This is a genomic window from Sutcliffiella horikoshii (assembly GCF_002157855.1).
Lineage (GTDB): Bacteria > Bacillota > Bacilli > Bacillales > Bacillaceae_I > Sutcliffiella_A > Sutcliffiella_A horikoshii_C.
The window spans coordinates 1,823,579-1,849,748 of sequence record NZ_CP020880.1 but is presented as its reverse complement, the minus strand read 5'-3'; the positions used below and the strand labels follow the sequence as shown (position 1 = coordinate 1,849,748).

The 26,170-nt window shown below is 40.4% G+C and carries 23 protein-coding genes and 1 other annotated feature; all 23 genes read right to left on the bottom strand.

What is annotated here, in order from left to right:
- Positions 1 to 251: 251 nt before the first annotated feature.
- On the bottom strand, positions 252 to 3,020 hold the full coding sequence (gene ileS, locus B4U37_RS09595) for an isoleucine--tRNA ligase (RefSeq protein ID WP_088018057.1): 2,769 nt from the start codon (positions 3,018 to 3,020) through the stop codon (positions 252 to 254).
- A gap of 68 nt (positions 3,021 to 3,088) precedes the next feature.
- Positions 3,089 to 3,325 (bottom strand) — a binding site (T-box leader).
- 93 nt (positions 3,326 to 3,418) lie between these two features.
- Complete coding sequence (locus B4U37_RS09590) at positions 3,419 to 3,919, bottom strand: DivIVA domain-containing protein (protein WP_010193078.1); 501 nt, start codon at positions 3,917 to 3,919, stop codon at positions 3,419 to 3,421.
- Between the two features lie 79 nt (positions 3,920 to 3,998).
- Positions 3,999 to 4,772 carry a YlmH family RNA-binding protein gene (locus B4U37_RS09585; protein ID WP_088020229.1) on the bottom strand — a complete coding sequence of 258 codons (774 nt, stop codon included), beginning with the start codon at positions 4,770 to 4,772 and terminating at the stop codon, positions 3,999 to 4,001.
- A gap of 69 nt (positions 4,773 to 4,841) precedes the next feature.
- Positions 4,842 to 5,111, bottom strand: a complete 270-nt coding sequence (locus tag B4U37_RS09580; protein WP_010193076.1) for a YggT family protein — start codon at positions 5,109 to 5,111, stop codon at positions 4,842 to 4,844.
- A gap of 6 nt (positions 5,112 to 5,117) precedes the next feature.
- Positions 5,118 to 5,585, bottom strand: coding sequence for a cell division protein SepF (locus B4U37_RS09575; RefSeq protein ID WP_010193075.1), 468 nt, complete (start codon positions 5,583 to 5,585; stop codon positions 5,118 to 5,120).
- A gap of 16 nt (positions 5,586 to 5,601) precedes the next feature.
- Positions 5,602 to 6,288, bottom strand: a complete 687-nt coding sequence (locus B4U37_RS09570; protein ID WP_088018056.1) for a YggS family pyridoxal phosphate-dependent enzyme — start codon at positions 6,286 to 6,288, stop codon at positions 5,602 to 5,604.
- Positions 6,285 to 7,118 (bottom strand): peptidoglycan editing factor PgeF, encoded by an 834-nt coding sequence (gene pgeF / locus B4U37_RS09565; RefSeq protein WP_088018055.1) that lies wholly within the window; start codon positions 7,116 to 7,118, stop codon positions 6,285 to 6,287. The genes B4U37_RS09570 and pgeF overlap by 4 nt, the downstream gene beginning before the upstream one ends.
- A 104-nt stretch (positions 7,119 to 7,222) precedes the next feature.
- Positions 7,223 to 7,483: a YlmC/YmxH family sporulation protein gene (locus B4U37_RS09560; RefSeq protein ID WP_010193072.1), complete on the bottom strand. Its 261-nt coding sequence runs from the start codon at positions 7,481 to 7,483 to the stop codon at positions 7,223 to 7,225.
- Positions 7,484 to 7,651: 168 nt separating this feature from the next.
- Positions 7,652 to 8,431 carry an RNA polymerase sporulation sigma factor SigG gene (gene sigG / locus B4U37_RS09555; RefSeq protein ID WP_010193071.1) on the bottom strand — a complete coding sequence of 260 codons (780 nt, stop codon included), beginning with the start codon at positions 8,429 to 8,431 and terminating at the stop codon, positions 7,652 to 7,654.
- Between the two features lie 142 nt (positions 8,432 to 8,573).
- Positions 8,574 to 9,293 carry an RNA polymerase sporulation sigma factor SigE gene (gene sigE / locus B4U37_RS09550; RefSeq protein WP_010193070.1) on the bottom strand — a complete coding sequence of 240 codons (720 nt, stop codon included), beginning with the start codon at positions 9,291 to 9,293 and terminating at the stop codon, positions 8,574 to 8,576.
- Between the two features lie 48 nt (positions 9,294 to 9,341).
- Positions 9,342 to 10,271: a sigma-E processing peptidase SpoIIGA gene (spoIIGA, locus tag B4U37_RS09545; protein ID WP_088018054.1), complete on the bottom strand. Its 930-nt coding sequence runs from the start codon at positions 10,269 to 10,271 to the stop codon at positions 9,342 to 9,344.
- 618 nt (positions 10,272 to 10,889) lie between these two features.
- Entirely contained in the window at positions 10,890 to 12,059 is a 1,170-nt protein-coding gene (ftsZ, locus tag B4U37_RS09540; protein WP_088018053.1) for a cell division protein FtsZ, read from the bottom strand.
- Between the two features lie 205 nt (positions 12,060 to 12,264).
- Positions 12,265 to 13,557 (bottom strand): cell division protein FtsA, encoded by a 1,293-nt coding sequence (gene ftsA / locus B4U37_RS09535; RefSeq protein WP_088018052.1) that lies wholly within the window; start codon positions 13,555 to 13,557, stop codon positions 12,265 to 12,267.
- Between the two features lie 112 nt (positions 13,558 to 13,669).
- Positions 13,670 to 14,032 carry a small basic family protein gene (locus B4U37_RS09530; protein ID WP_010193065.1) on the bottom strand — a complete coding sequence of 121 codons (363 nt, stop codon included), beginning with the start codon at positions 14,030 to 14,032 and terminating at the stop codon, positions 13,670 to 13,672.
- Between the two features lie 2 nt (positions 14,033 to 14,034).
- Entirely contained in the window at positions 14,035 to 14,751 is a 717-nt protein-coding gene (locus B4U37_RS09525; protein ID WP_088018051.1) for a DUF881 domain-containing protein, read from the bottom strand.
- Between the two features lie 39 nt (positions 14,752 to 14,790).
- Entirely contained in the window at positions 14,791 to 15,477 is a 687-nt protein-coding gene (locus B4U37_RS09520; RefSeq protein ID WP_088018050.1) for a DUF881 domain-containing protein, read from the bottom strand.
- Positions 15,461 to 16,267, bottom strand: coding sequence for a cell division protein FtsQ/DivIB (locus tag B4U37_RS09515; protein ID WP_342354025.1), 807 nt, complete (start codon positions 16,265 to 16,267; stop codon positions 15,461 to 15,463). Before B4U37_RS09515 ends, B4U37_RS09520 begins: the two co-directional genes overlap by 17 nt.
- A 93-nt stretch (positions 16,268 to 16,360) precedes the next feature.
- Positions 16,361 to 17,269: a UDP-N-acetylmuramate dehydrogenase gene (gene murB, locus B4U37_RS09510; protein ID WP_088018049.1), complete on the bottom strand. Its 909-nt coding sequence runs from the start codon at positions 17,267 to 17,269 to the stop codon at positions 16,361 to 16,363.
- 877 nt (positions 17,270 to 18,146) lie between these two features.
- On the bottom strand, positions 18,147 to 19,247 hold the full coding sequence (spoVE, locus tag B4U37_RS09505) for a stage V sporulation protein E (RefSeq protein ID WP_088018048.1): 1,101 nt from the start codon (positions 19,245 to 19,247) through the stop codon (positions 18,147 to 18,149).
- 159 nt (positions 19,248 to 19,406) lie between these two features.
- Positions 19,407 to 20,756, bottom strand: coding sequence for a UDP-N-acetylmuramoyl-L-alanine--D-glutamate ligase (gene murD / locus B4U37_RS09500; RefSeq protein WP_088018047.1), 1,350 nt, complete (start codon positions 20,754 to 20,756; stop codon positions 19,407 to 19,409).
- Position 20,757: 1 nt separating this feature from the next.
- Positions 20,758 to 21,732 carry a phospho-N-acetylmuramoyl-pentapeptide-transferase gene (mraY, locus tag B4U37_RS09495; protein ID WP_010193057.1) on the bottom strand — a complete coding sequence of 325 codons (975 nt, stop codon included), beginning with the start codon at positions 21,730 to 21,732 and terminating at the stop codon, positions 20,758 to 20,760.
- A 491-nt stretch (positions 21,733 to 22,223) separates the two neighbouring features.
- Positions 22,224 to 23,693, bottom strand: a complete 1,470-nt coding sequence (locus tag B4U37_RS09490; RefSeq protein ID WP_088018046.1) for a UDP-N-acetylmuramoyl-L-alanyl-D-glutamate--2,6-diaminopimelate ligase — start codon at positions 23,691 to 23,693, stop codon at positions 22,224 to 22,226.
- 148 nt (positions 23,694 to 23,841) lie between these two features.
- Positions 23,842 to 25,779, bottom strand: a complete 1,938-nt coding sequence (locus tag B4U37_RS09485; RefSeq protein ID WP_088018045.1) for a stage V sporulation protein D — start codon at positions 25,777 to 25,779, stop codon at positions 23,842 to 23,844.
- Positions 25,780 to 26,170: the final 391 nt, after the last annotated feature.

Here is a 26,170-nt window from a genome sequence, read left to right as displayed (position 1 = left end):
GGGCGTATGACTACCTTCCCCACTGAAAAGTGTAAAACATTGTCCTCGTTCAAAGCGTATGACTACCTTCCCCATGTAAAAGTGCCAAACATTGTCCTCGTTCAAAGCGTATGACTACCTTCCCCACTGAAAAGTGTAAAACATTGTCCTCGTTCATCCTGTATGACTACCTAGTGCTAATGCAAAACTTAATTAAAATATAATAATAAAACCTGCGCCAACATTTGTCAGCGCAGGTCTTTTTAAAAGTATTAAGCACTATAATTTTCTTTCACTACAGTTGCACAGCGAACACAAAGTGTTGGATGATCTTTATCTTCTCCAACTGTCGGTGTGACAACCCAGCAGCGGTCACATGTTTCACCTTCAGCAGGCGTAACCGAAATGGCTACTCCTTCAAACACATGAGCACTCTCTGGAGCTTCTTCTTTCACGCCAGCAACTTCCAAACCGGAAACGATGAACAATTGCTGAACATTTTCTTCGATGGAATCTAGCAAAGCCTTAGTTTCCGCATTCGGATATAAAGTGATTTTTGCAGCAAGGGATTTCCCGATAACTTTTTCGTTACGGGCAACCTCTAACGCTTTTAACACATCGTCACGTAATGCCATGAATTTATCCCATTTTTCTTCAATCGCATCTGCACCGTCAACAGGCAATACATCCGGCATATCAACAAGTTGGACACTCTCTTCTTTTACAAAATCGATGTGTGACCATACTTCGTCAGCTGTATGAGGAAGTATTGGTGTTACAAGTTTTGTAAGTGCAAGCAATGTCTCATAAAGAACGGTCTGGATAGCTCGGCGGTCATGCTGATCTTTTCCTTCGATGTAAAGAATATCCTTCGCAAAGTCAAGGTAGAAGGAACTTAATTCAATCGTACAGAAGTTGTGTACAGCATGATAGATGCCAGCAAACTCGTAATCTTCATAGGACTTTTTCACTTTCGTGATTAAGTTGTTAAGTTTGACCATCATGTAACGGTCCACTTCGCGAAGATCCTTTACATCCACCGCATTTACGGTTGGATCAAAGTCAGCTAGGTTACCAAGCAGGAAGCGGAAAGTGTTACGGATTTTACGATACACTTCGGCTACTTGCTTTAAGATATTATCAGACACTCTCACGTCAGATTGATAATCAACGGAAGCTACCCATAAGCGAAGAATATCTGCACCAAGTTGGTTCATTACCTTAGATGGAAGAACTACGTTACCTAGTGATTTACTCATTTTGCGCCCTTCACCATCAAGTGCGAAACCGTGACTCAAGATTCCTTTATAAGGAGCCTTTCCTGTTACTGCTACACTTGTCGTCAAAGAAGAGTTGAACCATCCTCGATATTGGTCAGAACCTTCAAGGTAAAGGTCAGCAGGACGTTGCAGGTCATCTCTTTCTTCTAGAACGGATTGATGGGACGAACCGGAATCAAACCATACGTCCATGATGTCCATCTCTTTAAAGAAAGTACCATTTGGGCTTCCTTCATGTGTGAAACCTTCTGGAAGCAAGTCTTTCGCTTCTTTTTCAAACCAGATATTAGATCCATGCTCTCTGAACAGAGCAGATACATGATCGATCGTTTCGTCTGTGATAATTTCCAGGCCGTTTTCTGCATAGAACACAGGAATCGGAACACCCCATGCACGTTGACGAGAGATACACCAGTCTCCACGGTCACGAACCATGTTGTAAAGGCGAGTTTCTCCCCATGCTGGTACCCACTTTGTTTCTGCTACTGCTTCCAGCAATTGGTCCCTGATTTTATCGATGGAAGCAAACCATTGTGCTGTTGCACGGAAAATAGTCGGCTTTTTTGTACGCCAGTCATGTGGATAGGAGTGCGTGATAAAGTTTAATTTTAACAGCGCGCCTGCTTCTTGAAGTTTTTCTGTGATTGGCTTGTTAGCTTCATCATAGAAAAGTCCTTCAAAGCCTGGTGCTTCTTCTGTCATATTTCCTTTTGCATCAACCGGACATAATACATCAAGGCCATATTTCTTTCCGATGATAAAGTCATCTTCCCCGTGACCTGGAGCAGTGTGAACACAGCCTGTTCCTGCGTCAGTCGTTACATGTTCACCAAGCATTACTAACGAAGTACGGTCATATAAAGGGTGTTTAGCAACTACATGCTCAAGTTCTGCCCCTTTAAGTGTTTTCACAACTTTCGCATCTTCCCACTCAAGTGTGCTAGATACCGTTTCAAACAGTTCTGCAGCGATGATGAACTTGCTGCCATTTACTTCGACTACACTATAATCTAGATCTGCATGCACCGCAATTCCAAGGTTAGCAGGAATGGTCCATGGAGTGGTCGTCCAGATGATGAAGCTCTCAGAACCATCTAGTACACCTTTTCCGTCTTCTACCTTAAAGGCTACATAAATGGAAGGAGAACGCTTATCTTGATACTCGATTTCCGCTTCTGCAAGTGCAGATTCACTGGAAGGAGACCAATAAACCGGCTTTAAGCCTTTATAGATTAATCCGTTCTTCGCCATTTCTCCGAACACTTTAATCTGTTGTGCTTCATATTCAGGTTTTAATGTGATATATGGATTGAACCAGTCACCACGTACACCTAGGCGCATAAATTGCTCACGTTGGCGATCTACTTGGTCATATGCATACTCTTCACATAATTTACGGAAGTCTGCTACGGACATTTCTTTGCGTTTTACTTTTTTGTTTTTTGTAAGAGCTGTTTCAATTGGCAGACCGTGTGTATCCCAACCTGGAACATATGGCGCATGGTAACCGCTCATGGATTTGTAGCGGACGATGAAGTCTTTTAGGACTTTGTTGAGTGCGTGACCCATATGGATGTCTCCGTTTGCATATGGAGGTCCGTCGTGCAAGACATACATTGGGCGATCTTTTGTGCGGTCTTGCACTTTTTTGTAGATATCCATTTCGTCCCATTTTTGTTGTAGTTGCGGTTCGCGGTTTGGTAGGTTTCCGCGCATTGGGAATTCGGTTTTAGGCATTAGTAACGTATCTTTGTATTCCATGGTCTTTCCTCCAACTTTCACATTTTTGTTTTTTCATAAATAACAATAAAAAAATCCCCTCATCCCATGAAAGGGACGAGAGGATCTCCCGTGGTACCACCCTAAATTGACTTAGCTGCTTGAAGGCAGGTTCAGTCCGCTTTAGCATTCGTAACGTGAATGTGACGACAAGACTTAGAGGCATTATGCGTTCAGTCCCATGCTCTAGGGTGATTTTCACTTCTCTTCTTATACCGGGCTTTCACCGTCCCCGGTTCGCTATCATAAGTGGTAAGAGAAACTACTGTCCCTATCAACGCTTTAATATGTTTTATAAAAAATAAGTGCATTTATTTATTGTATGAAAAAACTTTGATTTGTTTCGTTATTATACTGAATATAACCTTATATCGTCAAGGTTATACTCCACTTTCTTCTAATTCTTTATCTTTTTCTTCATATTCCATTAAATGTTCCCAGTCATCATTGTCGATTAGTTCCAACTGCGCTTCAACAAGCATCTTGAAACGGTTGCGGAAGATCTTTGATTGCTTCTTCAATTCGTCTATTTCCACTTGAAGCTTTCTTGACTTTAATAAAGATTCATTAATAATACGGTCAGCATTTTTTTCCGCTTCCTTGATAATCAGTTTTGCTTCTTTCTGGGCATTTCTTCTGACATCCTCTGCGGATTCTTGTGCCACTAGAATGGACTTATTTAACGTTTCTTCAATCGTGTTAAAGTGAGACAATCGGTCATTCAACTCTTTGGCCTTTTCCTCATGTTCTTTCTTTTCACGCAGAATCATTTCATAGTCCTTGATTACCTGGTCAAGAAATTCATTTACTTCATCTTCATCGTAACCGCGAAAAGCCTTGTTAAACTCTTTATTGTGAATATCAAGTGGTGTTAAGGGCATTGATGCCACCTCCATTAAAATCTCTACTGTTACTTAACATTATTCGACATACTCTCTTGTTTTCCTGCCGAACAAAAAATTATTTTTGTTTTCCTACAATAATTCTCCATTTATCTTTCTTGGTTTTTCCATCTACAGTTAAAAGTTTACTTCTTCCAAATCCCCTTACAGAAAGGATGTCCCCTTCCTGGCATTCAAAGGCTGTCTGTTCAACAAGCTTCCAGTTAATCTTCACCTTCTTGCCACCAATCAATAATTGCGCCTTTTGTCTGGAAAGATTGTAGATGGAGGCGATCATAACATCCAACCGCAGGGATGCAGCCGTCGTAGAAGCCTCTTCCCAGCTTGTTACTGTAGATGTTATTTCCTCAAGAGGCAACTCATTTAAGGAAACCTTCACTTTCCCCACTTCTTGTAATTGCATCTCAACAAAAGCACTCACTTCTGCGCTTAGTACTATTTGGATACTACTATCGTGAAAATAGATATCACCAAATTTGCTTCTTTTTAGACCAATCCCCATCAAGGACCCAAGCACTTGGCGGTGTTCTATTTTCACAAACTTCTCCGGATAGGAAAGATTATACGCTTTTAATTGGAAATCTTCTGCAGTGGGTTCGAGGTATGGAGGATACAAGAGGGCGCGCTTTCTTTCGGCACCTTCCGCTCCACCATGAAAAGCAAGCTTAACATCCTCATGATTGCCTACAACGCTTTTCACAATTTCTTGCTCACGGGGATCAAGAAAATCCGTGAGTTTGGAGGCATACTGTTCTATAACGGTATCCTTCCATTCCAAGACTTGATCAATAAAATCATGCTCTTCTTGACGAAAATGTTGATAAATACTCATCATATCACTCTACTCTTACAAAAAGATAAGAAGGGAAACCCGTTAAAGTCGAGATTCCCTGCTTTAGTATTAATATAATCCCAGCATTCTAAATAATGCTGCAAGCCCTAAGACAGCATATCGTAATACGAAAATAGCCACAATTGGAGAAATATCAATCATTCCTAGCGGCGGAATGATGCGGCGGAACATATCAAGATAAGGCTCACATATCCTTCCTAGGATCCTCCCAAATGATGATTCCCTTGCTCCTGGGAACCAAGACATAAAAATATAGATGATTAAAGCTATCGTGTAAATAAAAACTAAATCGTTCAATAACCTAAAAAAAACATCCATGTTAGTCTACCACCTCTTGTCTGTATATTCTTCCTGTTCTTGCTGCATAATTTCAGAAATAGACCCGGATACATCCACGTTGTCTGGAGTGCATAGGAAGATATTCTGTCCAATGCGCTGGATATCTCCACCGATGGCGTATACGGTGCCACTTAGGAAATCTACAATTCTTTTTGCTTGATCCATATCAATTCGCTGCAAGTTGACGATGATGGCGCGGCGGTTCTTTAAATGGTCGGCAACGTCTTGTGCTTCCGAATAGGATCTAGGTTCATAAAGTACCACTTTAGATGTCTTCTGTACACTTTGCAGACTGACAACGTTCTGTCTAGAAGCAGGTTGTTGTGTGGTGCCGGATCTTGTTCTTCTTGGCTCCTCTACCACTTCTTCTTCCTCGTATACTTCCGATTCTTTGTACTCATATTCTTCATCATCTAAGGCAAAAAAACTTTTGAATTTTGATTTTATTGTCATACCTCACACCTCCAAATTATTGTTCGTTTCCTACAAGTGCACTTCCGATTCGGATAAATGTTGCACCTTCTTCAATGGCAATCTTGTAGTCATTGGACATCCCCATGGACAACTCTGTACATGGCGCAAACGGAAGGTTCATCGATTGAATTTCTTGTTGCAGAGACTTCAATCCGCGGAAACAATTTCGTAATAGTTCTTCTTCCTCTGTAAAAGGGGCCATGGTCATTAAACCGACGATTTGAATGTTATGAAGGTCTGAGATCGTTTTTATAAAACCCGGGACTTCTTCTGGCGCTAGCCCATGTTTAGAATCTTCCCCTGATACATTTACTTGTATAAAGCATTTAACGGCTTTTTCTGCCCTCTTATGTATTTCTTCTGCTAGGGACTTGCGGTCCAAGGAGTGAATATAATCAACTTTACCGATGATATTTTTCACTTTTTTAGATTGTAAAGTACCAATGTAATGCCACGTTGCCTCATTGGAAATTGCATCCCATTTCTTTAAAAAGCCATCATCCCGATTTTCACCAAGATGTTTTACACCAGAGTTTATGGCCTCTTGGGCACGCTCTGTTGATACATATTTTGTTACGGCAATAATCTTAACCTCTTCTACTGAACGATTGACATTGTGACAGGCATCTCTGATATTTTGTTGAATTTCGGAAAGATTTGATTCGACTGATGGTTGGTTCATGCAAAATCCGCTCCTTTCAAACCGATAAAACTCATCATTCTTCCTGTTTTCCCTTTATCCCGACGATGGGAAAAGAATAAGGATTCATCAGAGCTTGTACAAAAAGAGCTGCAAAGGATGTTATTCTTATTCACACCAGCTTGTAAAAGAAGTTCGTAGTTGACTTTTTTAAGATCAAGAGCATACTGCCCGCTTGAAACTTCTTTCATGTATTTTTCCTTTTCTACAGCAGGAAGTGCATCCACTATTCTATTAATAACATAATCATCTACAATATATGCTTGTGCCGATATGGCTGGTCCAATGGCTACTTGAATGGTATCCATGTTAACGCCATCTTCCACCCATCTGTTGATCATGTGACCGCCAATATTTTTCACGGTACCCTTCCAGCCGGCATGAGCAATTCCAACAAGCGAATGCTCCTTAGAATAAAAGTACAATGGCACACAATCAGCAAAACATAGTGTTAATAAAATGTCTTCACAATCTGTATAAATGCCGTCCGTTCCTGCCAAAGTAGTGTTGTAAGAGCAAACACCTTTTCCCTTATCATTGCTGTCTACTTTAATGATTTTATCTTCATGTGTTTGGTCGCATCCTACCCAATTCTCTGTAGGCATATTAAACATACTTGCCAAAATTTCTTTATTTTGACAAACAGCTTCGACTGAATCATTGACATGCAACCCCATATTCAATGTACTGAATTGTCCTTCACTGACTCCTCCATTTTTCGTCGTAAATCCGACAATAAGGTTGGAATTTTCCTTTTTCCAAGCAGGGAGGGACAGTGCTTGTTCTTTTTCCAGAACAAATGGCTCCGTCATTTATGACACCTTCTTTATTCTTACACTCATATTCTTTCATATTGTACCACATTTTTCTACTAACTTTGAATTATATTGTCCCTTTCGACAGTAATTTTCGCGTATCATTCCTCATATGTTGTCTCTACCTTTGTTTGATAACGCACAAGAATGACGTCTGCACCAATTTTGACAATATTACGCCAAGGGATTACGACTTCCTCATCCTTTCCGAAAAAACCAAGCATTTTTCCACCACCGGTAATGATAATCGCTTCAATTTTCCCATTCGTTAGATTTATATCTATATCACCAATATTACCTAGTTTTTTCCCATCAGAAACACTAACAACATCTTTCGTTTGAAAATCAGATATTTTCACCATTTTCATTCCTCCATTTTGTCTATCATACTTAACTATATGATATGTGTACCAGTCTTCATGAAGGGAAAAGAAAAAAGTTTTAATTGATATTACATACTTGTCCAAAAAAAGAACCAGTGATCCGTTTATAATTGGACACTGGCACTTTTATTTTTATATTTTACTGCATTAGCTTTGAATATTTTTATTCATCTGCTTGATTGCCGCCTTTTCCAGTCGAGATACTTGAGCTTGCGAAATTCCGATTTCATCAGCAACTTCCATCTGTGTTTTTCCTTGAAAGAAACGTTTTCTCAAAATAAGCTTTTCCCTGTCATTCAGGCGTCTCATTCCTTCTTTAAGCGCAATCTCCTCTATCCATTGGATATCCTTGTTCTTTTCATCACTAATCTGATCTAAAACATAGATAGGATCTCCTCCATCATTGTAAATTGGCTCAAACAATGATACAGGATCTTGGATAGCATCTAGGGCGAAAACAATCTCTTCGTGAGGCACTTCTAATACCTTTGCAATCTCTTCAGCTGTTGGCTCTCTGGATGTTTCACTCATCAATCTTTCTCTCACTTGCAGTGCTTTATAGGCGATATCACGTAACGACCTTGATACTCTAATTGGGTTATTGTCACGAAGATAACGTCTGATTTCCCCGATGATCATCGGTACTGCATATGTAGAAAATTTAACATTCTGACCTAAATCAAAGTTATCAATGGATTTCATTAATCCAATACATCCTACCTGAAATAAGTCATCGACAAATTCTCCACGGTTGTTAAACCGTTGAATAACACTTAATACAAGCCTTAAATTACCATTCACAAGCTTTTCACGAGCAGAAAGCTCACCACCTTGCATTTCGCGAAACAACTTCCTCATTTCTTCATTTTTCAAAACGGGAAGTTTAGAGGTGTCTACTCCACAAATCTCTACCTTATTACGTGTCATTCTTTCCCCTCCTAACAGGAGTTGCTGTTCAGAGTTAAGTATCTCCTCAGGAGGGAAAAATATGCATATGCAGTAATCTATCTATTCTGACAAATAATGTCATTCCTTATCACTGCTGGCATTATTCATTAAAAAAATTTTTTTACACCATTTTGTTGAATTCTTTTCGAAGTCTTTTAATAATACGTTTTTCTAAACGGGATATATATGATTGCGAAATTCCTAGCATATCTGCCACATCTTTTTGCGTTTTTTCTTCACCGCCAATAAGTCCAAAGCGTAGTTCCATAATTTGTTTTTCCCTATCATTTAATTGTTCTAAAGCTTTCAATAGAAGTTTTCGATCAACATTTGCTTCCAGATCTTTTGTGATGATATCTTCCTCAGTTCCTAACACATCAGATAGCAACAATTCATTCCCATCCCAGTCGATATTCAAAGGTTCATCAAATGATACTTCTGAACGAACCTTATTGTTCCTGCGCAGATACATTAAAATTTCATTCTCGATGCAGCGGGAAGCATAAGTTGCAAGTTTGATTTTTTTCTCAGGATTGAATGTATTTACCGCTTTAATAAGCCCAATTGTTCCAATACTGATCAAATCTTCAATATTTATGCCCGTGTTTTCGAACTTTCTTGCGATGTACACAACAAGTCTCAAGTTTCGTTCTATTAAGATGGATCTTGCAGCTTGATCCCCATTAGGCAGTTTGATGAGCAGGTGTGCCTCTTCTTCTTTTGATAATGGAGGAGGTAGTGCTTCACTTCCTCCTATATAATAAATTTCATCTGTCTTCAATCCGAGCTTGATTAATAATTTATACCATAAATAAGTAACCTTAATCTTTAGTTTCCCCAAAGTAATTCCTCCCTTTTTCTAATTCATGTCTGAATTTCTGGCATAGCTTCATGAAACCTGCTCAACTACTTCCCCCTGTAGCATTTTCGGATGGAGGATACATACATAATCCCTTTCGGAAGAGAGTTTTGTTTTTGTCAGCCCCAGCAGAAATTTACTTGTTTCATACTGTTTGCCATCATGGTGAATGACAGCTTTATCCGGCTTAATTGCAAGCATCAAGCTGGTGCTTTTTCCAACTGCACGATATGGAATGATTCTTATTCTCTCCACCCACTTCGTCTCTTCTGAGAATGTCGGCCAACCTTGTGTTTGTTCAATGGAGTCCATGGCTTGTATTATTTCTTGAGGGATAAATGCATGAAGAGAGTCCACCTCTACAATCATGACCGGGGTTTTGGTAATAGGATCTAACAGCTGGTTTCCACTGTCCAAAAGACCTGGTAACGAAATCACTTCCTTTTCAACAGTAATAGAGATAGTGGCCAATTGATCATATTTAAATCTTCTTGTTTCTACTGCATGGAATTGCTTTTTTGATAAGTATAAAAGGGCCGGAAAACCGATGAGGACGAACATCCATGAAATAGGATCACCAAGTCCAGTGGTCAAGCTTTGAACTGTTTCATTGGCGAAACGTTGATCCACTTGCAAGGCGTAATGAACTGCCAGCATACCACCGCCTACAGAAAAGGTAGTAACATAGAATACAATTAGATTTTCTATAAATACCCTGAGCCTATGGAACCCGAATGCAGCGAGTATAATCGTGAGGGAGAAAAGCATTTTGACGAATGGATTTGCAACAATTGACTGTAGTGGGGTAAACATGAGTACTACAATTAAAGAACCCAAAAATGCCCCCAGCATTAGTCTCCAAGACACCATTTTTCGTTTCAGGATGATACCAGTAATCTTTAAAAGCAGGAAATCAAACCCAAAATTCAATAGCCAGATCGCATCTAAATATACGGTCAAGTTTAGTCCCTCATTTATACCTTTTTATGTTTGAAACTAGTATAAATCACTACTATTAGAAAGTCTGTCAGTTCCTGCCGATGGTAGAATACAATTTTTGAAGGTTTTTTTGCTTATTTGTCGGAGGGGATACTTAGAGATAGGAAAGATGTTGTAAAGTATTGTTGTTTGGTTTAACACCGCTGTTCCTAACCGCTAACGGCTTCGCTTTCCTCGGGACGGTGCTTGAGCCTCCTCACAACGCTTCAGGGGTCTCAACCTACCGTTACTCCCCCGCTGGAGTCTACGCCATTTGCTTCAATCCACAGCTAAAATTAAGTAGATGTTAAGTTAATGCTTATCCAATGTTAACTCGGTAAGATGCTTTTTCATAAACCCTTAAATGAATGAAGTCCCCTAGTTGATTGGAGTGGAAGGCGCGAAGACGCCCGCGGGAGGAAGGGACAGGTGAGACCCCGGAAGGCGAAGCCTGAGGAGGCTCACGGACCGCCCGCAGGCAAGCGAAGCGCCTGGAACGGAAATCAACCGTACCTATACTTCCTTAATAATAAAAAAGCACCAAACCATTTTCACTTTCAATGGTTTGATGCTTTGGGTTTAGCCTGGAGCTAATGAAAATTAGCGGCGGCGATTTCTGTTTCGTAAGAATGTTGGGATATCCAACGTTTCTTCTTGTTGCTGTGGTTGTTGCTGGCGACGTGGCTCTTGTTGTTCCTGTTGTTGTTGAACAGGCTCTTCACGTCTAACTTCGCGTTGCGGTTGTTGTGGCTTTTGCGCCGGAGCTTTTTGAGCGCCGAACACTGGACGTGCACCTTGTTTTGTATGATTAATTTCTGCTTCGCTGAACCCTGTAGCGATAACCGTTACAACGATTTCGTCTTTAAGGTTTTCATTGATTACAGAACCGAAAATCATGTTCACTTCTTGATCAGAAGCAGATGCCACGATGTCTGCAGCTTCCTGTACTTCATACAAGCTTAGGTTAGTGCCACCTGTAATGTTCATTAATACACCTTGAGCTCCGTCGATAGAAGTTTCAAGTAGAGGAGAAGATACAGCTTTTTTCGCTGCTTCTGCTGCACGGTTTTCACCTGTAGCAACACCAATTCCCATCAATGCAGAACCTTTGTTGGACATGATTGTTTTCACATCAGCAAAGTCAAGGTTGATTAAACCTGGAGTAGCAATCAGGTCAGAGATACCTTGTACACCTTGACGAAGGACGTTATCTGCTTCACGGAACGCTTCTAACATTGGAGTGTTTTTATCAACAATCTCAAGAAGACGATCATTAGGGATAACGATTAACGTATCTACTCCTTCTTTCATGGAAGCAATACCGCCAGCTGCTTGAGTAGCACGCTTACGACCTTCGAAAGTAAACGGTCTTGTTACAACACCGACAGTCAATGCACCAAGATCACGTGCAATTTGTGCGATTACAGGAGCTGCACCAGTACCGGTACCTCCGCCCATACCAGCTGTGACAAATACCATGTCTGCACCTTTAAGTACTTCTTCTAACTGCTCTTTACTCTCTTCGGCAGCTTTTTTCCCTACTTCAGGATTTGCACCTGCTCCAAGTCCACGAGTAAGTTTGCCTCCGATTTGCATTTTTACTTCTGCTTTTGATAGGTTAAGAGCTTGAGCATCCGTGTTAACAGCGATGAACTCTACTCCTTGAACACCATGCTCTATCATACGGTTTACAGCGTTGTTTCCGCCTCCACCAACTCCGATTACTTTTATGGTAGCTAATTGATCGATACTGTTATCAAAATCTAACATGACTGTTCCTCCTATTTCTCGAAAGTACTTGCAAGCTAAAGCTAGTAACTGTTAAAACACCGCTGTTGATTTCCGCACTGGGCTTCGCTTTTCTAGGGGCGCTGCTGGAGCCTCCTCGGCAAGCCTGCGGGGTCTCCACCTAGCGCTATCTCCCTCAGGAGTCTTCGCCCTGTGCTCCAATCAACAGCTATGTTATTCCTTATTCTTATTCAAAGAATAGTCCGAAGAATTTTTTTACTTTGTTGCCTACTTTTTCTTCTTCGTTTACTGGTTGCTTTGCTTGCTTTACTTTTTGTTGAGTTTGTTTTCCACTACGTTTTTCCGGGTATTCGCTAGGTGCTGATGTAGTTTCAATTTTTCTGCCTTGCAGTTTTGCATTTTTGTATGCAAATTGGATAAGACCTACTCCTGTAGTATATTGAGGCTCTCTTACGCCTATATAATCCGGAACAGCTTTCCTTACATTATTGTTAAGTATCAACTGTGCCAATTCCAGGACACCTGGCATTGCTACTACACCGCCAGTTAATACATAGCCTCCAGGAATCTCCCGGACACCTAATCTTTTAATCTCGTGTTGTACAAGCTCAAAGATCTCTTCCATTCTTGCTTCTATAATATCAGAGATTTCAAGTTGACTGAATTGTTGATGCTGATCACTTCCGATAATCGGTACACTGAATACTTCTTCATCGGATGCATGGTCATAAAAGGCATGTCCATGTTTTTGTTTGATTTTTTCTGCGTCTTCTGTGGATGTACGTAAACCTATGGAAATGTCTTTAGTGATGTACTCTCCGCCAACAGGTAAGACACTTGTTGCCTTTAGGAATCCATCTTCAAATACGGCAATGGTAGTTGAACCTCCACCAATGTCCACAAGTGCCACCCCTAAATTGCGTTCGTCCTTAGACAGTGCAATCGAACCAGAAGCAAGTGGCTGCAAGCAGATATCCGTTATTTCCAAACCAGCTTTCTCTACACAACGCAGTAAGTTATGTAAGACTGTTTTTGACCCGGTGATAAGGGTACCTTCCATCTCTAGGCGAACACCAAGCATTCCACGCGGATCATTAATTTCATCCAATCCATCAACGATGAACTGTTTTGGAATACAATCAATGATTTCTCTCTCAGGAGGGATGGAAAAGACTTGCGCGGCATCTATTACCCTAGCGATGTCTTCGTTCCCAATTTCCCTGTTTTCACTTGAAACTGCTACCACTCCATGGCAATCTTGAAGTTGTACATGGTTTCCGGTGACACCAACGACCACTCTGTTAATTGGCATCCCTACCATTCTCTCAGCCTGTTCAACCGCCTTATTGATGGAATGAACAGTTTCATCTATGTCTACTATAGATCCTTTTCTTAAACCTGTTGATTTTACATTACCGACTCCAATAATATTTAAAGTATCATTCACCATTTCTCCAATGATTACTTTAACACTGGATGTACCGATGTCCAAACTGACGTATATTTCATTGCTGTTCATTCTATGGCACCTCCTTCTACTCCTAAAAAAACCAATTATTTAAGAACAACACTTGAAAAACATATTATATTAGAAAGTATTCCACAAATATGATGTTTTCCCTTTTTTAAAATCATTTTTTTTCGTTTTTTTCTTTAGAAAGCGACCATTTTGACAATAATATTCTTCTTATCACTGCTATGTTCTGAAATAGCCTTACTCCAAAAGCAAAAACTGCAGCTAAATATAAGTCTACACCAAGATGTACGCCTAGAAAAGCTAAACTTGCTGCAAGTAGGATATTAAAGAAAAAACCGGATACAAATACTTTATCATCATAATTGTTTTGTAGATGAGCACGAATTCCACCGAACAATGTATCAAGTGCAGCAAGCACCGCAATCGATAAGTAATTGGAATATTCATCAGGAACCCGTATCTCGGAATATAGCCCCAAAACAATTCCCACAATCAAGCCCAGAAGAGGAAGCCACATGATCAGTTCCCCTCCTTCCCGGTTTTTACCGGTTCCAAATGCTTTACACGTATCTGTTCGTCATAAGCCGGAACGGTTACTTCATTAATTGGTGTGGAAACTTCTAGCAATAGGTTTTCTATCGCAAATTCATCCATTGCCCGGGATACTTGCAGGCGATTATAAAGCTTCGTCGGGTCACTTGTAATTACGATGATTTCAAAGTTTGCATTAGGTATCCACGCATTGTTTACCTTCGTCCTACCATTTATTTCTCTAATTATCGTATTGCTGACAATCCGCTGGTTGGCAATACTTATTTCTTCCACTCCATAGGAATTCAATTCATTAACAAACCTCCTGAGGAGATCTGCAGATATATTTTCCTGTATATTACCTAGGACATCCTCGTCAAACAATGGTTTGACTGTCAACTTTATGCCCGGTCCCTTCATTTCTGTTAGCCCTGCTTTGACTTTTAGTTCTTCCAACGTTTCCCGAACGATAGTCTCTTTAGATTCATCACGTTCTTTGGAATAGTCTTCAAGTATTTTGTCATACTTTCTTATTTCTTTGATAATTTGTGATTGTATTTCTTGCTCCTGATTCAAATCGCTTCTAAGTTGCCATGTATCGCGCGTATCACGGATGATTGGCTGCTGTACGGTTTGAAATTGAATGGCAATCATCAATCCCACAATAATTGTAATAATGGTAAAACTAAATTTGCGTTTGTCCATCTTGAACACCTTACCTCACCACAAAGCATGCATTCAGCCTTATTGAATAACAGGGTCAAGAACTACTTGATCTTTTTTTTGCATCTTCACTGTAATATTATCAGCAACCAGTTGATCTTTCACCCCGCCTAGGATACTGAGTGCAGGTATGAGCACCTCAGAGTCTCCAATTGCAGTTATGACGAACGGCGCAGGATATTGATTTCCATCAATGGTTATAACAGGACCATTGCAAATGATATAGGAGTCTTTAGTAATTCTTTGTCCGTTTATTGCTATCGCTGCAGCACCTGATATAAACAGCTCATTCATTACCTTAAACACGTGACTTTCATGCACGATATAATTATTGATATTCTCCTCGGAAGGAACATAAGAGGCGTCTGCTAAGGTAACCTCCACCCCTTCTCCCTGGACTTTAACATTTCCATTGAACATGCGGAGTTTTTCCACATCTTCGACCAAGTTAAATAAAAGCTGTTCACCTTCTGCAAGCTCTTCTTCTATGGTTTGAATCGCTTCTTGTTTTTCTTGTAATTCATTTTGCAATTCCAGGTTTCGTTCTTCTGTTCTGATTAAGGTTTCCCTAATTGCCCTATCACGTTGCCATTGTCTGTCTGTACCTACGACTTCTTCCTCGCTTGTAAGTTGAAACGAGTAAGAGACGATAAATCCAAGGACTAGACAAACAAAGGACAAGACAACATGTTTACCTGTCACTTTCATCTGTTTCTTCCTCTTCCTCTCCACCTGTATCGTACGGTTTGAAGAATGTACCTACTTCCAAGTTAATAACACCTTTAACTTCTGGATCCAACTGTTCCACAATGGAAGGATAGGCGGCCATCTTGTCCGAGAAATCTCTGATCGTTGCACTTACTTCATAACCGTCATTCATGAACATGGTTATATGGTAAGGATCGATGTCTGTTGGTGTATGATGTATTTCTGAAATAGAGTAGATAATGGATTCAGGTAATTTTATTAATTCGACAATAAAATTCTCCACCATCTCCCCATTCTTCCAATTCAACATGAGTGGAGCATCATCAGGCAAAGAATCCTCTTCATCCAAAACAGAGAGCATTTTGCCATTTTCCATGACAGGGTAATAGTTTCCATTTTCATATATATATGCTATCCGCTTAAATTCATCGATCGTGATCTCAACACTGTTAGGAAAGATTCTCTGAACTTCCACTGATGCAATTTCTTTGTGTTGCTGAATTAGTTCAGCTGCTTTTTCTTCGTTCACACGCCAGATGCTTGTCTCTTTGGTCACACCACTTAATGTTATGACTTCCTCATCTGTTACATGTAAATTACCGCTTACAGTTAAGCCAGAAACCCTACTAAGTGGAGATTGCGAGTAAATGATCAAAAACAACATAATGAAGAATAATGAAAGATATATGATTAATCTTCTGTTAGCTTTTTGCTTTCTCTGTTGTTTGATTTTAGGTACACGGTCTTCTAGCGTCACTACTTTCCCTTTTTCCATTAAAAACAATTTCACCCCACCGCGCGCCTTGAAGCTACGCATGTAATTTACAATGATTTTCTAGCATAATTATATCATATGTGGGGTGAAAAAAACGGAAAAAAACTACTATTTTCTTCCTATAATTTCAACTTCCGTTTCTAATTGGATATTGTATTTCTCAAGGATCGTTTCCTTAATGTATTCAATTAGGTCCAATACATCCTGAGCTTTTGCGCCATCATCGTTTACAATGAAGTTTGCATGCATATCAGAAACTTTCGCGCCGCCAATTTTGTGTCCTTTTAATCCGGCTTTTTCAATCAGCTGTCCAGCATAATCAGGAAGTGGATTCCGGAAGATACTACCGGCACATGGGTAAGAAAACGGCTGAGTATCACGACGATAATCTTTATTTTTCTGAAGCTGTGCGACTACTTCTTCGCGATTACCTTGTTCTACATTTAAAACTGCCTCTAAGCAAATTCCCGGTCGCTCTTTTTGAAGAATCGATGTTCGATAGGAGAAGTTCAGTTCATCTGCAGTCAACCACTCCATCTTTCCATCCTCAAACAAGATATGGGCCTTTTTTAATACTTTAGACATGTCTGATCCATGAGCGCCTGCATTCATATAGACTGCGCCACCTACTGAGCCAGGTATTCCTCCAGCAAATTCAAGACCTGTCAATCCTTTTTTACTGATGATGGTAACGAGCTTGATTAAGGAATATCCTCCTCCAACATGCACTTCCTCACCTTCTAGTTCAAGGTGATCCATTCCGTTCCCGAGTTTTATTACGACCCCTTCAATACCAAGATCTGAGACCAATAGATTGGATCCTCGGCCAATTGCCGTCCATTTCACCTTGTATTTATTGATGGTCTCCATTGTTTCTTGAAGTTTTTCTAAACTTTTGGGCTCCACAAGTACATCTGCTGGACCGCCAATTTTCATCGTCGTATGATTTGCAAGTGGTTCATTAGGGAGTACCTTGCCCACTTCTTTCTCTTGTAGTTCCTTTAATAAAGCTTCCATATAAATCCTCCTAAATCCACGTTCATATAACATTTTCCATAACCTTTTTAAGTAGCAAATATTCCTTCATTAAAATCGTGATGTAGGCCCAAAATTGATTATTAATATACTATGCATTTCGGCATATATCGGTACACCGGCCCATCACATTGAAGGTTTAAAGTTTGGTTCATGACAATTATGTAATTCATTTAAAAATGGACTATGTTTACATACCCTAATGTTATTGGATTATAAACCTGTTATTATTTGTCATCTGCATATTTTTCTTTGGTGTAAGTATTTGTTATGAAATGTAGTTGTGCAGACAGTGTTAACACAATACTTTAATAGTATATCCCTTGTTAAAGATGTGCAACGAATATTAGTTATTGTAATCAAATTTTTATTTTTTGTCATATTATGTCCTGATATGTAACACAAAAGCACTTACTCTGGTAACTGCCAGAATTTAATCATGGTCCCATATGCTTTGAATTATAGGCAGGAGCTTGCCTTTGCGCTACATTCTCTAATAAATGAAGACTTCTCTCCTCCTTTTTCCTTGTCACTGATATCTTCATAACAGCGATGAAGACTTCTCTCCTCCTTTTTCCTTGTCACTGGGGTCTTCATAACAGCGATGAAGACATCTCTCGTCCTTTTTCCTTGTCACTGGCGTCTTCATAACAGCGATGAAGACTTCTCTCGTCCTTTTTCCTTGTCACTTGGGTTTTCATAACAGCCATGAGGACTTCTCTTCTATTTTTTCTTCGTCACTAAGGCCTTCATCACGACGATAAAGAATCACCAAGAAGACTATTCCACAATCCGATTAGTTTAAAATTTCTTACACAACACGAAAGCCGAAACCAGTGGGTGCTGATTTCGGCTTTTGTTAGTATTTCGCGTATCTGCTTATGTTTAAGAGGATACCGACGGCTAGCAACATCAAGGTCAACGAAGAGCCTCCATAACTTAGGAAAGGGAGAGTGATTCCAGTTACTGGCATCAGGCCGGTTACTACTCCTACATTTATGATGACCTGGATAGCAATCATGGCGATGATTCCCACCGCTAAGAAGCTGCCGTACAAATCAGGGGCACCTAGTGCAATCCTAATTCCCCTCCATAGTAGCAATGCAAATAGTAGAACAACAAATGTGCCTCCGATAAACCCGAGTTCCTCTGCCAATATAGCAAAAATGAAGTCTGTCTGCGGTTCAGGTAAATAAAAGAACTTCTGCCTGCTTTGACCAAGTCCTAATCCAAGCAATCCGCCTGGCCCAATTGCATATAAGGATTGAATGATCTGGAAGCCGCTTCCTAATGGATCTTCCCATGGATTCAAAAAGGAAGTGATTCGTTTTATCCGGTATGGTGCCGAAAGAATCAAAACAATAAATCCGGCTACACCGACAAGGCCTAAACCAACAAAGTGACTGATCCTCGCACCTGCAACGTAGATCATGACAATACACGTTCCAACCATTACAGTTCCTGTCCCTAGATCGGGCTGCAACATAATCATTCCAAAAGCCAAAAATACGAGTGAAAGACTCGGAACCAGTCCTTTTTTGAAGGAAGTAATCTTTTTTTGATTTTCACTTAAGTATTTTGCTAGAAATGCAATCATGGCTATTTTCATAAACTCTGATGGTTGTACCGAGAACGCTCCAACTCCAATCCAACTTCTAGAACCATTCCGCTCCATTCCGACACCAGGAATCAAAACGATGACAAGCAAGAAAAAACATACCAGAATAATTAATTTCGACCAAGTTCTCCATGTCCAATAGTCGACGTTCATGATAAAAAACATCGCAACTACACCGAGTCCAGCAAATAGCATCTGCCTTTTGGCGAAGAAGAATGTATCTTCAAATTTGTAATCAGCCCATACCGCACTTGCACTGTAGACCATGATAAGTCCCACTGCAAGCAAGGTTAGTGTGGTTAAAATTAATATTATGTCCGGAGTTGATCGCTTGTTTGCCAACGTGAAAACACCTCTACTACAAAAATTAGGGCAGATGGAGCCTAAACGTTAAAGAAACGTTCATGCCAATAGCCAGAAAAAGGCTCTGTCCGTATGCTTTCCCTACATTTAAGTAGGGAAGCTATCAGAACAAAGCCTCTTGAACATGTGGCCAAGCCCTTATTTAAGCTTATGCACGGCGTCTATAAAAATGTCTCCTCGTTGCTCAAATGTTTTATATTGATCCCAGCTTGCACAAGCAGGGGACAATAAAATGACATCTCCGCTCTCAGACATTTCATAAGCCACCGGTACGGCTTTTTCCACATTATCGACATGTTTTAATTGTTTTATTCCAGCTTCAGAAGCGGTGCGCATCAATTTCTCCGCTGTCTCACCAAAAGTTACGAGTACTTTGACGTTACTCATGTAAGGTAGGAGGTCATCAAACTCGTTTCCGCGATCAAGCCCACCTGCAAGTAAAACTACATTGTTTTCAAATGCGGAAAGAGCTTTTTGAGTAGCTAAAATGTTCGTAGCTTTAGAGTCATTATAAAACCTTCTGCCGTCGCGCTCCCCAATGAACTGCAAACGATGTTTTACACCTGAAAAGCTCGTAAGCACCTCTATAATTGCTTCATTACTGACTCCTGAAAGTTTTACAGCTGCCACAGCTGCCAGAATGTTCTCCAAATTATGTTTTCCTGGCAACACAATTTGGTCTATAGAGATAATCTTCTCATCTTTAAAGCATACATAATTATCTTTTAAGTAAGCACCATCAACTGTTTTGTTTGTGGAGAATGGAACGATGAAAGGCTGAATTCCTTCCGAAAGTTTCATCACTTGGGCATCGTCAGCATTGACTACTGCATAATCTTCTTTGGTTTGGTTGAAGAAAATTTTTGCTTTTGCTTTTCCATACTCATCCAAGGTTCCGTGATAATCCAGATGGGCTTCAAAAAGATTAAGAAAGACAGATATCTTCGGTCTGAATATATCCGTTCCCATCAATTGAAAGGATGATAATTCCGTAACCATGATATCTTTCTCAGTAGCTTGCTGAGCCACTTCTACCGATACATTTCCGATGTTGCCGGCTATTAATGGTGATTTTTTATCCGCAGCTAGCATTTCGTCAATCAGCGTGGTAGTGGTGGTTTTCCCATTAGATCCCGTAATTCCGATAATTGGTGCTTCACTGATTTGATAGGCAAGTTCTACTTCGGTAAGAACGGGAATTTCTTTTTCAGTCGCAATTTGTACCAAGGGGTTATGATAGGGAATGCCCGGGTTTTTAAAAACAACATCAATTTTCTGATCAAAGATATATGTCGGATGTCCACCACAAACAACTTCCATGCCTTTAGAAAGCAGATATTCAGCTTGTTCGTTCCCCTCTAAAGGACTTCTGTCATTGACAATCACCTTTGCCCCCAACTTATGTAACAAATCTGCAGTTGCAGTTCCGCTTTTGGCTAAACCTAGTACAAGAACCGTTTTTCCGTCGTATTGGTTGATTTTCTTCATATTAGATCCACACCTCTAAATAAATTCCAAGCAACGAACACAACAGCCCGACTGTCCAGAAAGTGACAACTACGCGCCATTCTGACCAACCGACAAGCTCATAGTGATGATGAAGTGGACTCATTTTAAAGACCCTTCTTCCTGTCGCTTTGAAAGAGATGACCTGGATAATAACGGAGAGTGTTTCCATTACGAAAACTCCACCGATAATAATAAGCAGAATTTCTAATTTCAATAAGACGGCTACAGTCGCAATAGCACCACCAAGCGCTAGTGAACCTGTATCTCCCATGAACACTTTGGCAGGATGAGCGTTAAATACTAAAAATCCAAGTAACGCACCTACAACTGCAACAGCGAAAATGGACACTTCAAATTGTGACTGATACCAAGCAAGAATAGCAAATGCTCCGAAAGCTACAGCAGCAGTTCCTGATACAAGCCCATCCAGTCCATCAGTCAGATTGACTGCGTTTGAAAATCCAACCAGCCAAAAAATTAGAAAGAGAACATAGAAGAATCCTAATTCAATAGAAATGCTTGTTCCCGGTACACTGACCGCAGTGGAGAATTCAAATTGCACAAAAACAAAATAGAAGATAACTGCAATTAAGATCTGTCCAATTAACTTCTGCAAGGAAGTCAACCCTAGGTTTCTTTTGAGAACAACTTTAATAAAATCATCCAGAAAACCTAACAGTCCGTATCCTACCATCACAAAAAGCAGCAGGTACGTTTCAACGGAAGTTTCCGCAAATTGGCCTGTGATGACAAGAGTTGTTACCGCAACGGACAGGAGTATCATAATTCCTCCCATTGTCGGGGTGCCAGTTTTCTTTTGGTGGGATTGTGGCCCTTCTTCTCTAATACTTTGACCGAATTTCAGTCTTCGCAGGAAGGGAATAAATATTGGTGATACTAATACAGTAATTAAAAAAGACATAACGATAGCAAATAAGATAACCTGTTGTTCCATCGTTATTCCCTCCTCTCTTGAATCTCATGATTAGAGGTATTATCCACCTATTAGATCCGGCAGATAATACCCGTTTTTTCGTTTAGATTTTTTTCTGGTCAACCACCGCTGTTGATTTCCGCACCGGGCTTCGCTTTCCTAGGGGCTGACGCGAGCCTCCTCGGCAAGCCTGCGGGGTCTCTACCTAGCGCTACCTCCCTCAGGACAAGGAAAGCTTCGACAGCGATACATCGCACGAAGAAAATGCGTAGCATTTTCGAGGAGTCTTCGCCCTGTGCTCTAATCAACAGCTAGGAAATTGCATTAAGTTAAATGTTATACCAAAAGTAAATTTTAGCGGTTTTTGGTTGATATGAAAATACTTTTTTTTATCTTTTTATTATTTCTTGTTAAAATAACACTTTTTCATTATCCTCTGTTAAATTTCTGGGATATTGTAAGGCTTAGGCAATGGTCTAATTGTTGGATAAAGTCATACACACCTTAACAGTCTATGAGCTTTGCTTCGACTGTATGGCTTCCAAAGCAATTTTTCTATCATCAAATTCAAGCACTTTATCCCCTATGACCTGATAGGTTTCATGACCTTTGCCTGCAATAAGGACAACATCACCGGATTTAGCTTGATCTATTGCTTTAAAAATCGCCGCTCGCCTATCTTCCACAATTTCATAGTGCCTCTCTTTTACACCAGCTTCCATATCTTTAAAGATTTGAAGTGGATTTTCAGAACGAGGATTGTCGGATGTGAATATAGCTTTGCTCGCATAATTCACTGCGACTGCAGCCATCAACGGACGCTTTGAACGATCTCTATCGCCTCCGCAACCTACAATACAATATATATTGTTTTGAGAAAGTTGTTTGGTCGTTTTTAGCACATTTTCCAAGCTGTCAGGAGTATGAGCGTAATCAACAATTACTGTAAAGTCCTGCCCTGCTTCGATAGCTTCAAAACGTCCAGGCACCCCCCTCATATTTTCAACCACCGGAATGATGGTCTCCATGGGGATATTGGAAACATAACTGGCGCTTATTGCAGCAAGAACATTGTACACACTAAATTGTCCGACCAATTTCAAATTTATAGGAACGGTTTTATTATCATACACGAGGTCGAATGTGGTGCCCTTAGCCGATGTCTTCACATTTTTCGCCATGATGTCGCTGGTTTCGTTTATTCCATAAGTTATAACTTGAGCGGCAGTTGCTCTTTTATAAATATCACTTGCAGGGTCATCAGCATTCAAGACGGCATACTTCGGCTTTGCAAGATTATAGGAGTTTCCTAATGAAGAGAATAACAAAGACTTGGCATATCGATATTCTTCCATCGTTTTATGATAATCGAGATGATCTTGTGTAAGATTGGTAAACACCGCCACATCAAAGTCACATCCATACACCCTTCCCATATGGAGTGCATGGGAGGATACCTCCATCACCACAGTGTCTACTTTCTTTTCAACCATTTGGTGAAAGGAGTCTTGCAAAGTTAATGCATCTGGTGTGGTATTTTTTACAGGATATGTTTTGTTTCCTATTTTCATATAAATGGTGCCAATCATACCAGTCTTTCTCTGATGATGTTGGAAAATGGATTCTATGATATGTGTGGTTGTCGTTTTTCCATTTGTACCGGTAACACCTATCAAGTGAAGTTTATGTGTAGGCTGTTGGAAGAATACATCCGCTAAAATAGCCATTGCCCTCATCGTGTCGGGAACAACGATGACCGGAACAGCAACATCTAATGGCTTTTCTGAGATGATGGCGACAGCCCCTTTATTCACTGCCTCCTGCGCGAATTGATGCCCATCTACCGTGTACCCTTTGATACAAAAAAATAAACTCCCTTCACTAACCTTACGGGAATCCATGACAATGGAAGATATCTCAGGGTTAACTTTTGAGGATACTTCATATCTGTGAAGGTATTGAATTAATTGTTGAAGTTTCATACGAATCAAACCCCTTTGGCTTACTTGAAGACCTAAATGCCGAATGAAAGACTTTAAGGATAGATGGTGAAAGATAACGACAATTTTCATAAATTACCTTAATCACCATTCTATCCTATTTAGGGAAATTAAACCAATCAGCTACATTTTATTCTTCATCAGATTTGCTTTTCCCGGACATGAAGACCCTAACAGTCGACCCTTCTTCCACTTTTGTACCAGGAGCCGGCGCTTGCTGAACAACTGTATCCCCATCCCCGCTAATATCAAGTTTGAGAGTAACTAGTTGCTGGAGAAGTTCTTTTTTTGTCATACCTTTTAAATCAGGAACTTCTACAAGAGGTACATCCGGCCATTGCAATTCTTTTTCGATTTGTCCTTTTCTCTTTTCTACTCCCAAAGCATTTAGGCTATCCTCCATTATATTCCCAACTATCGGGGCTGCTACAACACCACCAAACTGAACGGTTCCCTTCGGATTATCGACAGCAAGATACACAACAAGTTGGGGATCATCCGCAGGTGCAACACCTATAAAAGATACAATATGATTATTTTCCATATAACGACCATCTTTAACTTTCTGGGCGGTTCCCGTTTTCCCACCAACTCGATAGCCCTCTACAAAAGCATTACGACCAGTTCCTTGGGCAACTACGCTTTCTAGTGCATAACGGACCTGGGAAGATGTTTCCTCTGAAATAACCCGTCTCTTCTCAACTGGTGTTTTTCTCGAAACTATATCTCCTGAAATAGGGTCTACAAACTCTTTCGCAATAAATGGAGTATAGAGTATTCCGCCGTTCACTGCTGCTGAAACCGCCGCAACCTGCTGAATCGGAGTAACCGATACCCCTTGTCCGAATGCAGTAGTTGCTAGCTCTACCGGACCTACTTTTTCAGGTTTAAATAGAATCCCCTTTCCTTCTCCAGCCAAGTCGATTCCTGTCTTCTCACCGAAGCCGAAAGACTTTATATAATTAAATAAAGTTTCGGTACCTAAACGTTGGCCCAGCTCAACAAAACCTGGGTTACATGAATTTTGAACCACTTCAAGGAATGTCTGGTGGCCATGTCCTCCTTTTTTCCAACAACGAAGCCGTGCTCCATCAACCATAGCTGCACCGCTGTCGTTAAAGGTATCATTTTTCAAGTTGACTTTATTTTCTTCCAAGGCGGCTGCAAGGGTGATAATTTTAAACGTTGATCCAGGCTCATACGTGCTCCATACAGGCAGGTTCCGGTTATATATCTCAGGTGCAACATTTTGAAATTCAGCAGGATCAAAATCCGGTCTGCTTGACATGGACAGGATTTCTCCTGTATTTGGGTCCATCGCTATTGCAATGATTCCATCAGGGTTATACAATTCCTGCGCAAGATCCAACTCTCTTTCCATGATTGTCTGGACTTTCGAGTCTATCGTTAGCCTCAAGTCTAAACCGTCCTGTGGGGCTTCATAATCATCTGGTATATCCGGCATTCTTCTTCCCTTTGCATCCGAATAAAATTGTACGTATCCTTTTTCTCCTTTTAATTGTTCATCATAGTATAGTTCCAATCCCATTAAGCCCTGATTATCAATCCCTGCAAAACCTAATACATGGGAAAGATAACTACCGAATGGATAATGGCGTTTTGAGTCCTCAGCAATGTATACCCCTTTTAACCCTAATGCTCTTATCTCTTTCGCTTTTTCATGAGAAATCTTTCTTCCTTCAGGGTTGATCCTTTCCATAGAGGAACTTTTCGTTACTAGCTTGTACACCTTTTCTTTGGACATATTTAAGACAGCTGCAAGTTTTTCAGCCGTGTCATTAGGATCTTTAATTTGTCTCGGTACCACTAGAACCGTCGGTGCACTCATATTCGTTGCCAATGGAACCCCGTTTCGATCAAGGATCTCTCCCCGTTCTGGTTCAAAGGGAATATTCCTGCTCCAAGAATCTTTTGCACGGTCTGTTAGCATATTCCCCAATGCGAATTGAACATATCCTAGGCGTAAATCAATAATACTGAAAAGTAGAATTCCTACAAGAAGCACAATGGTCAACCTTCTCCGAACCGTCACATGAGATACCCGCATATCCTATGAACCCCCTTTAATATTCGTAGTAATATATGCTTGTACGAACGAGGTTAGAACATAGTATTGGGCTGTAATTCACGAGAAGCTCTTATTTTGAACCCCAGAATTTGTAATAAAAACCGAGCATAGATCTTTTAATGTAAAAATTTTAGTCAATCGGTTAATCGCCGCTGTTCCTTTCCGCAAATGGCTTCGCTTTCCTAGGGGCGCTGCTGGAGCCTCCTCGGCAAACCTGCGGGGTCTCCACCTAACGCTATCTCCCTCAGGAGTCTTCGCCATTTGCTCCAATCCGCAGCTGGAAATTAAATGGACTAAATGTTTATGTTTTTACAGTTACTCCGTGAGAGATCATTTTATCAATCTTTCAGTGTATGGTATTACCTTGTTG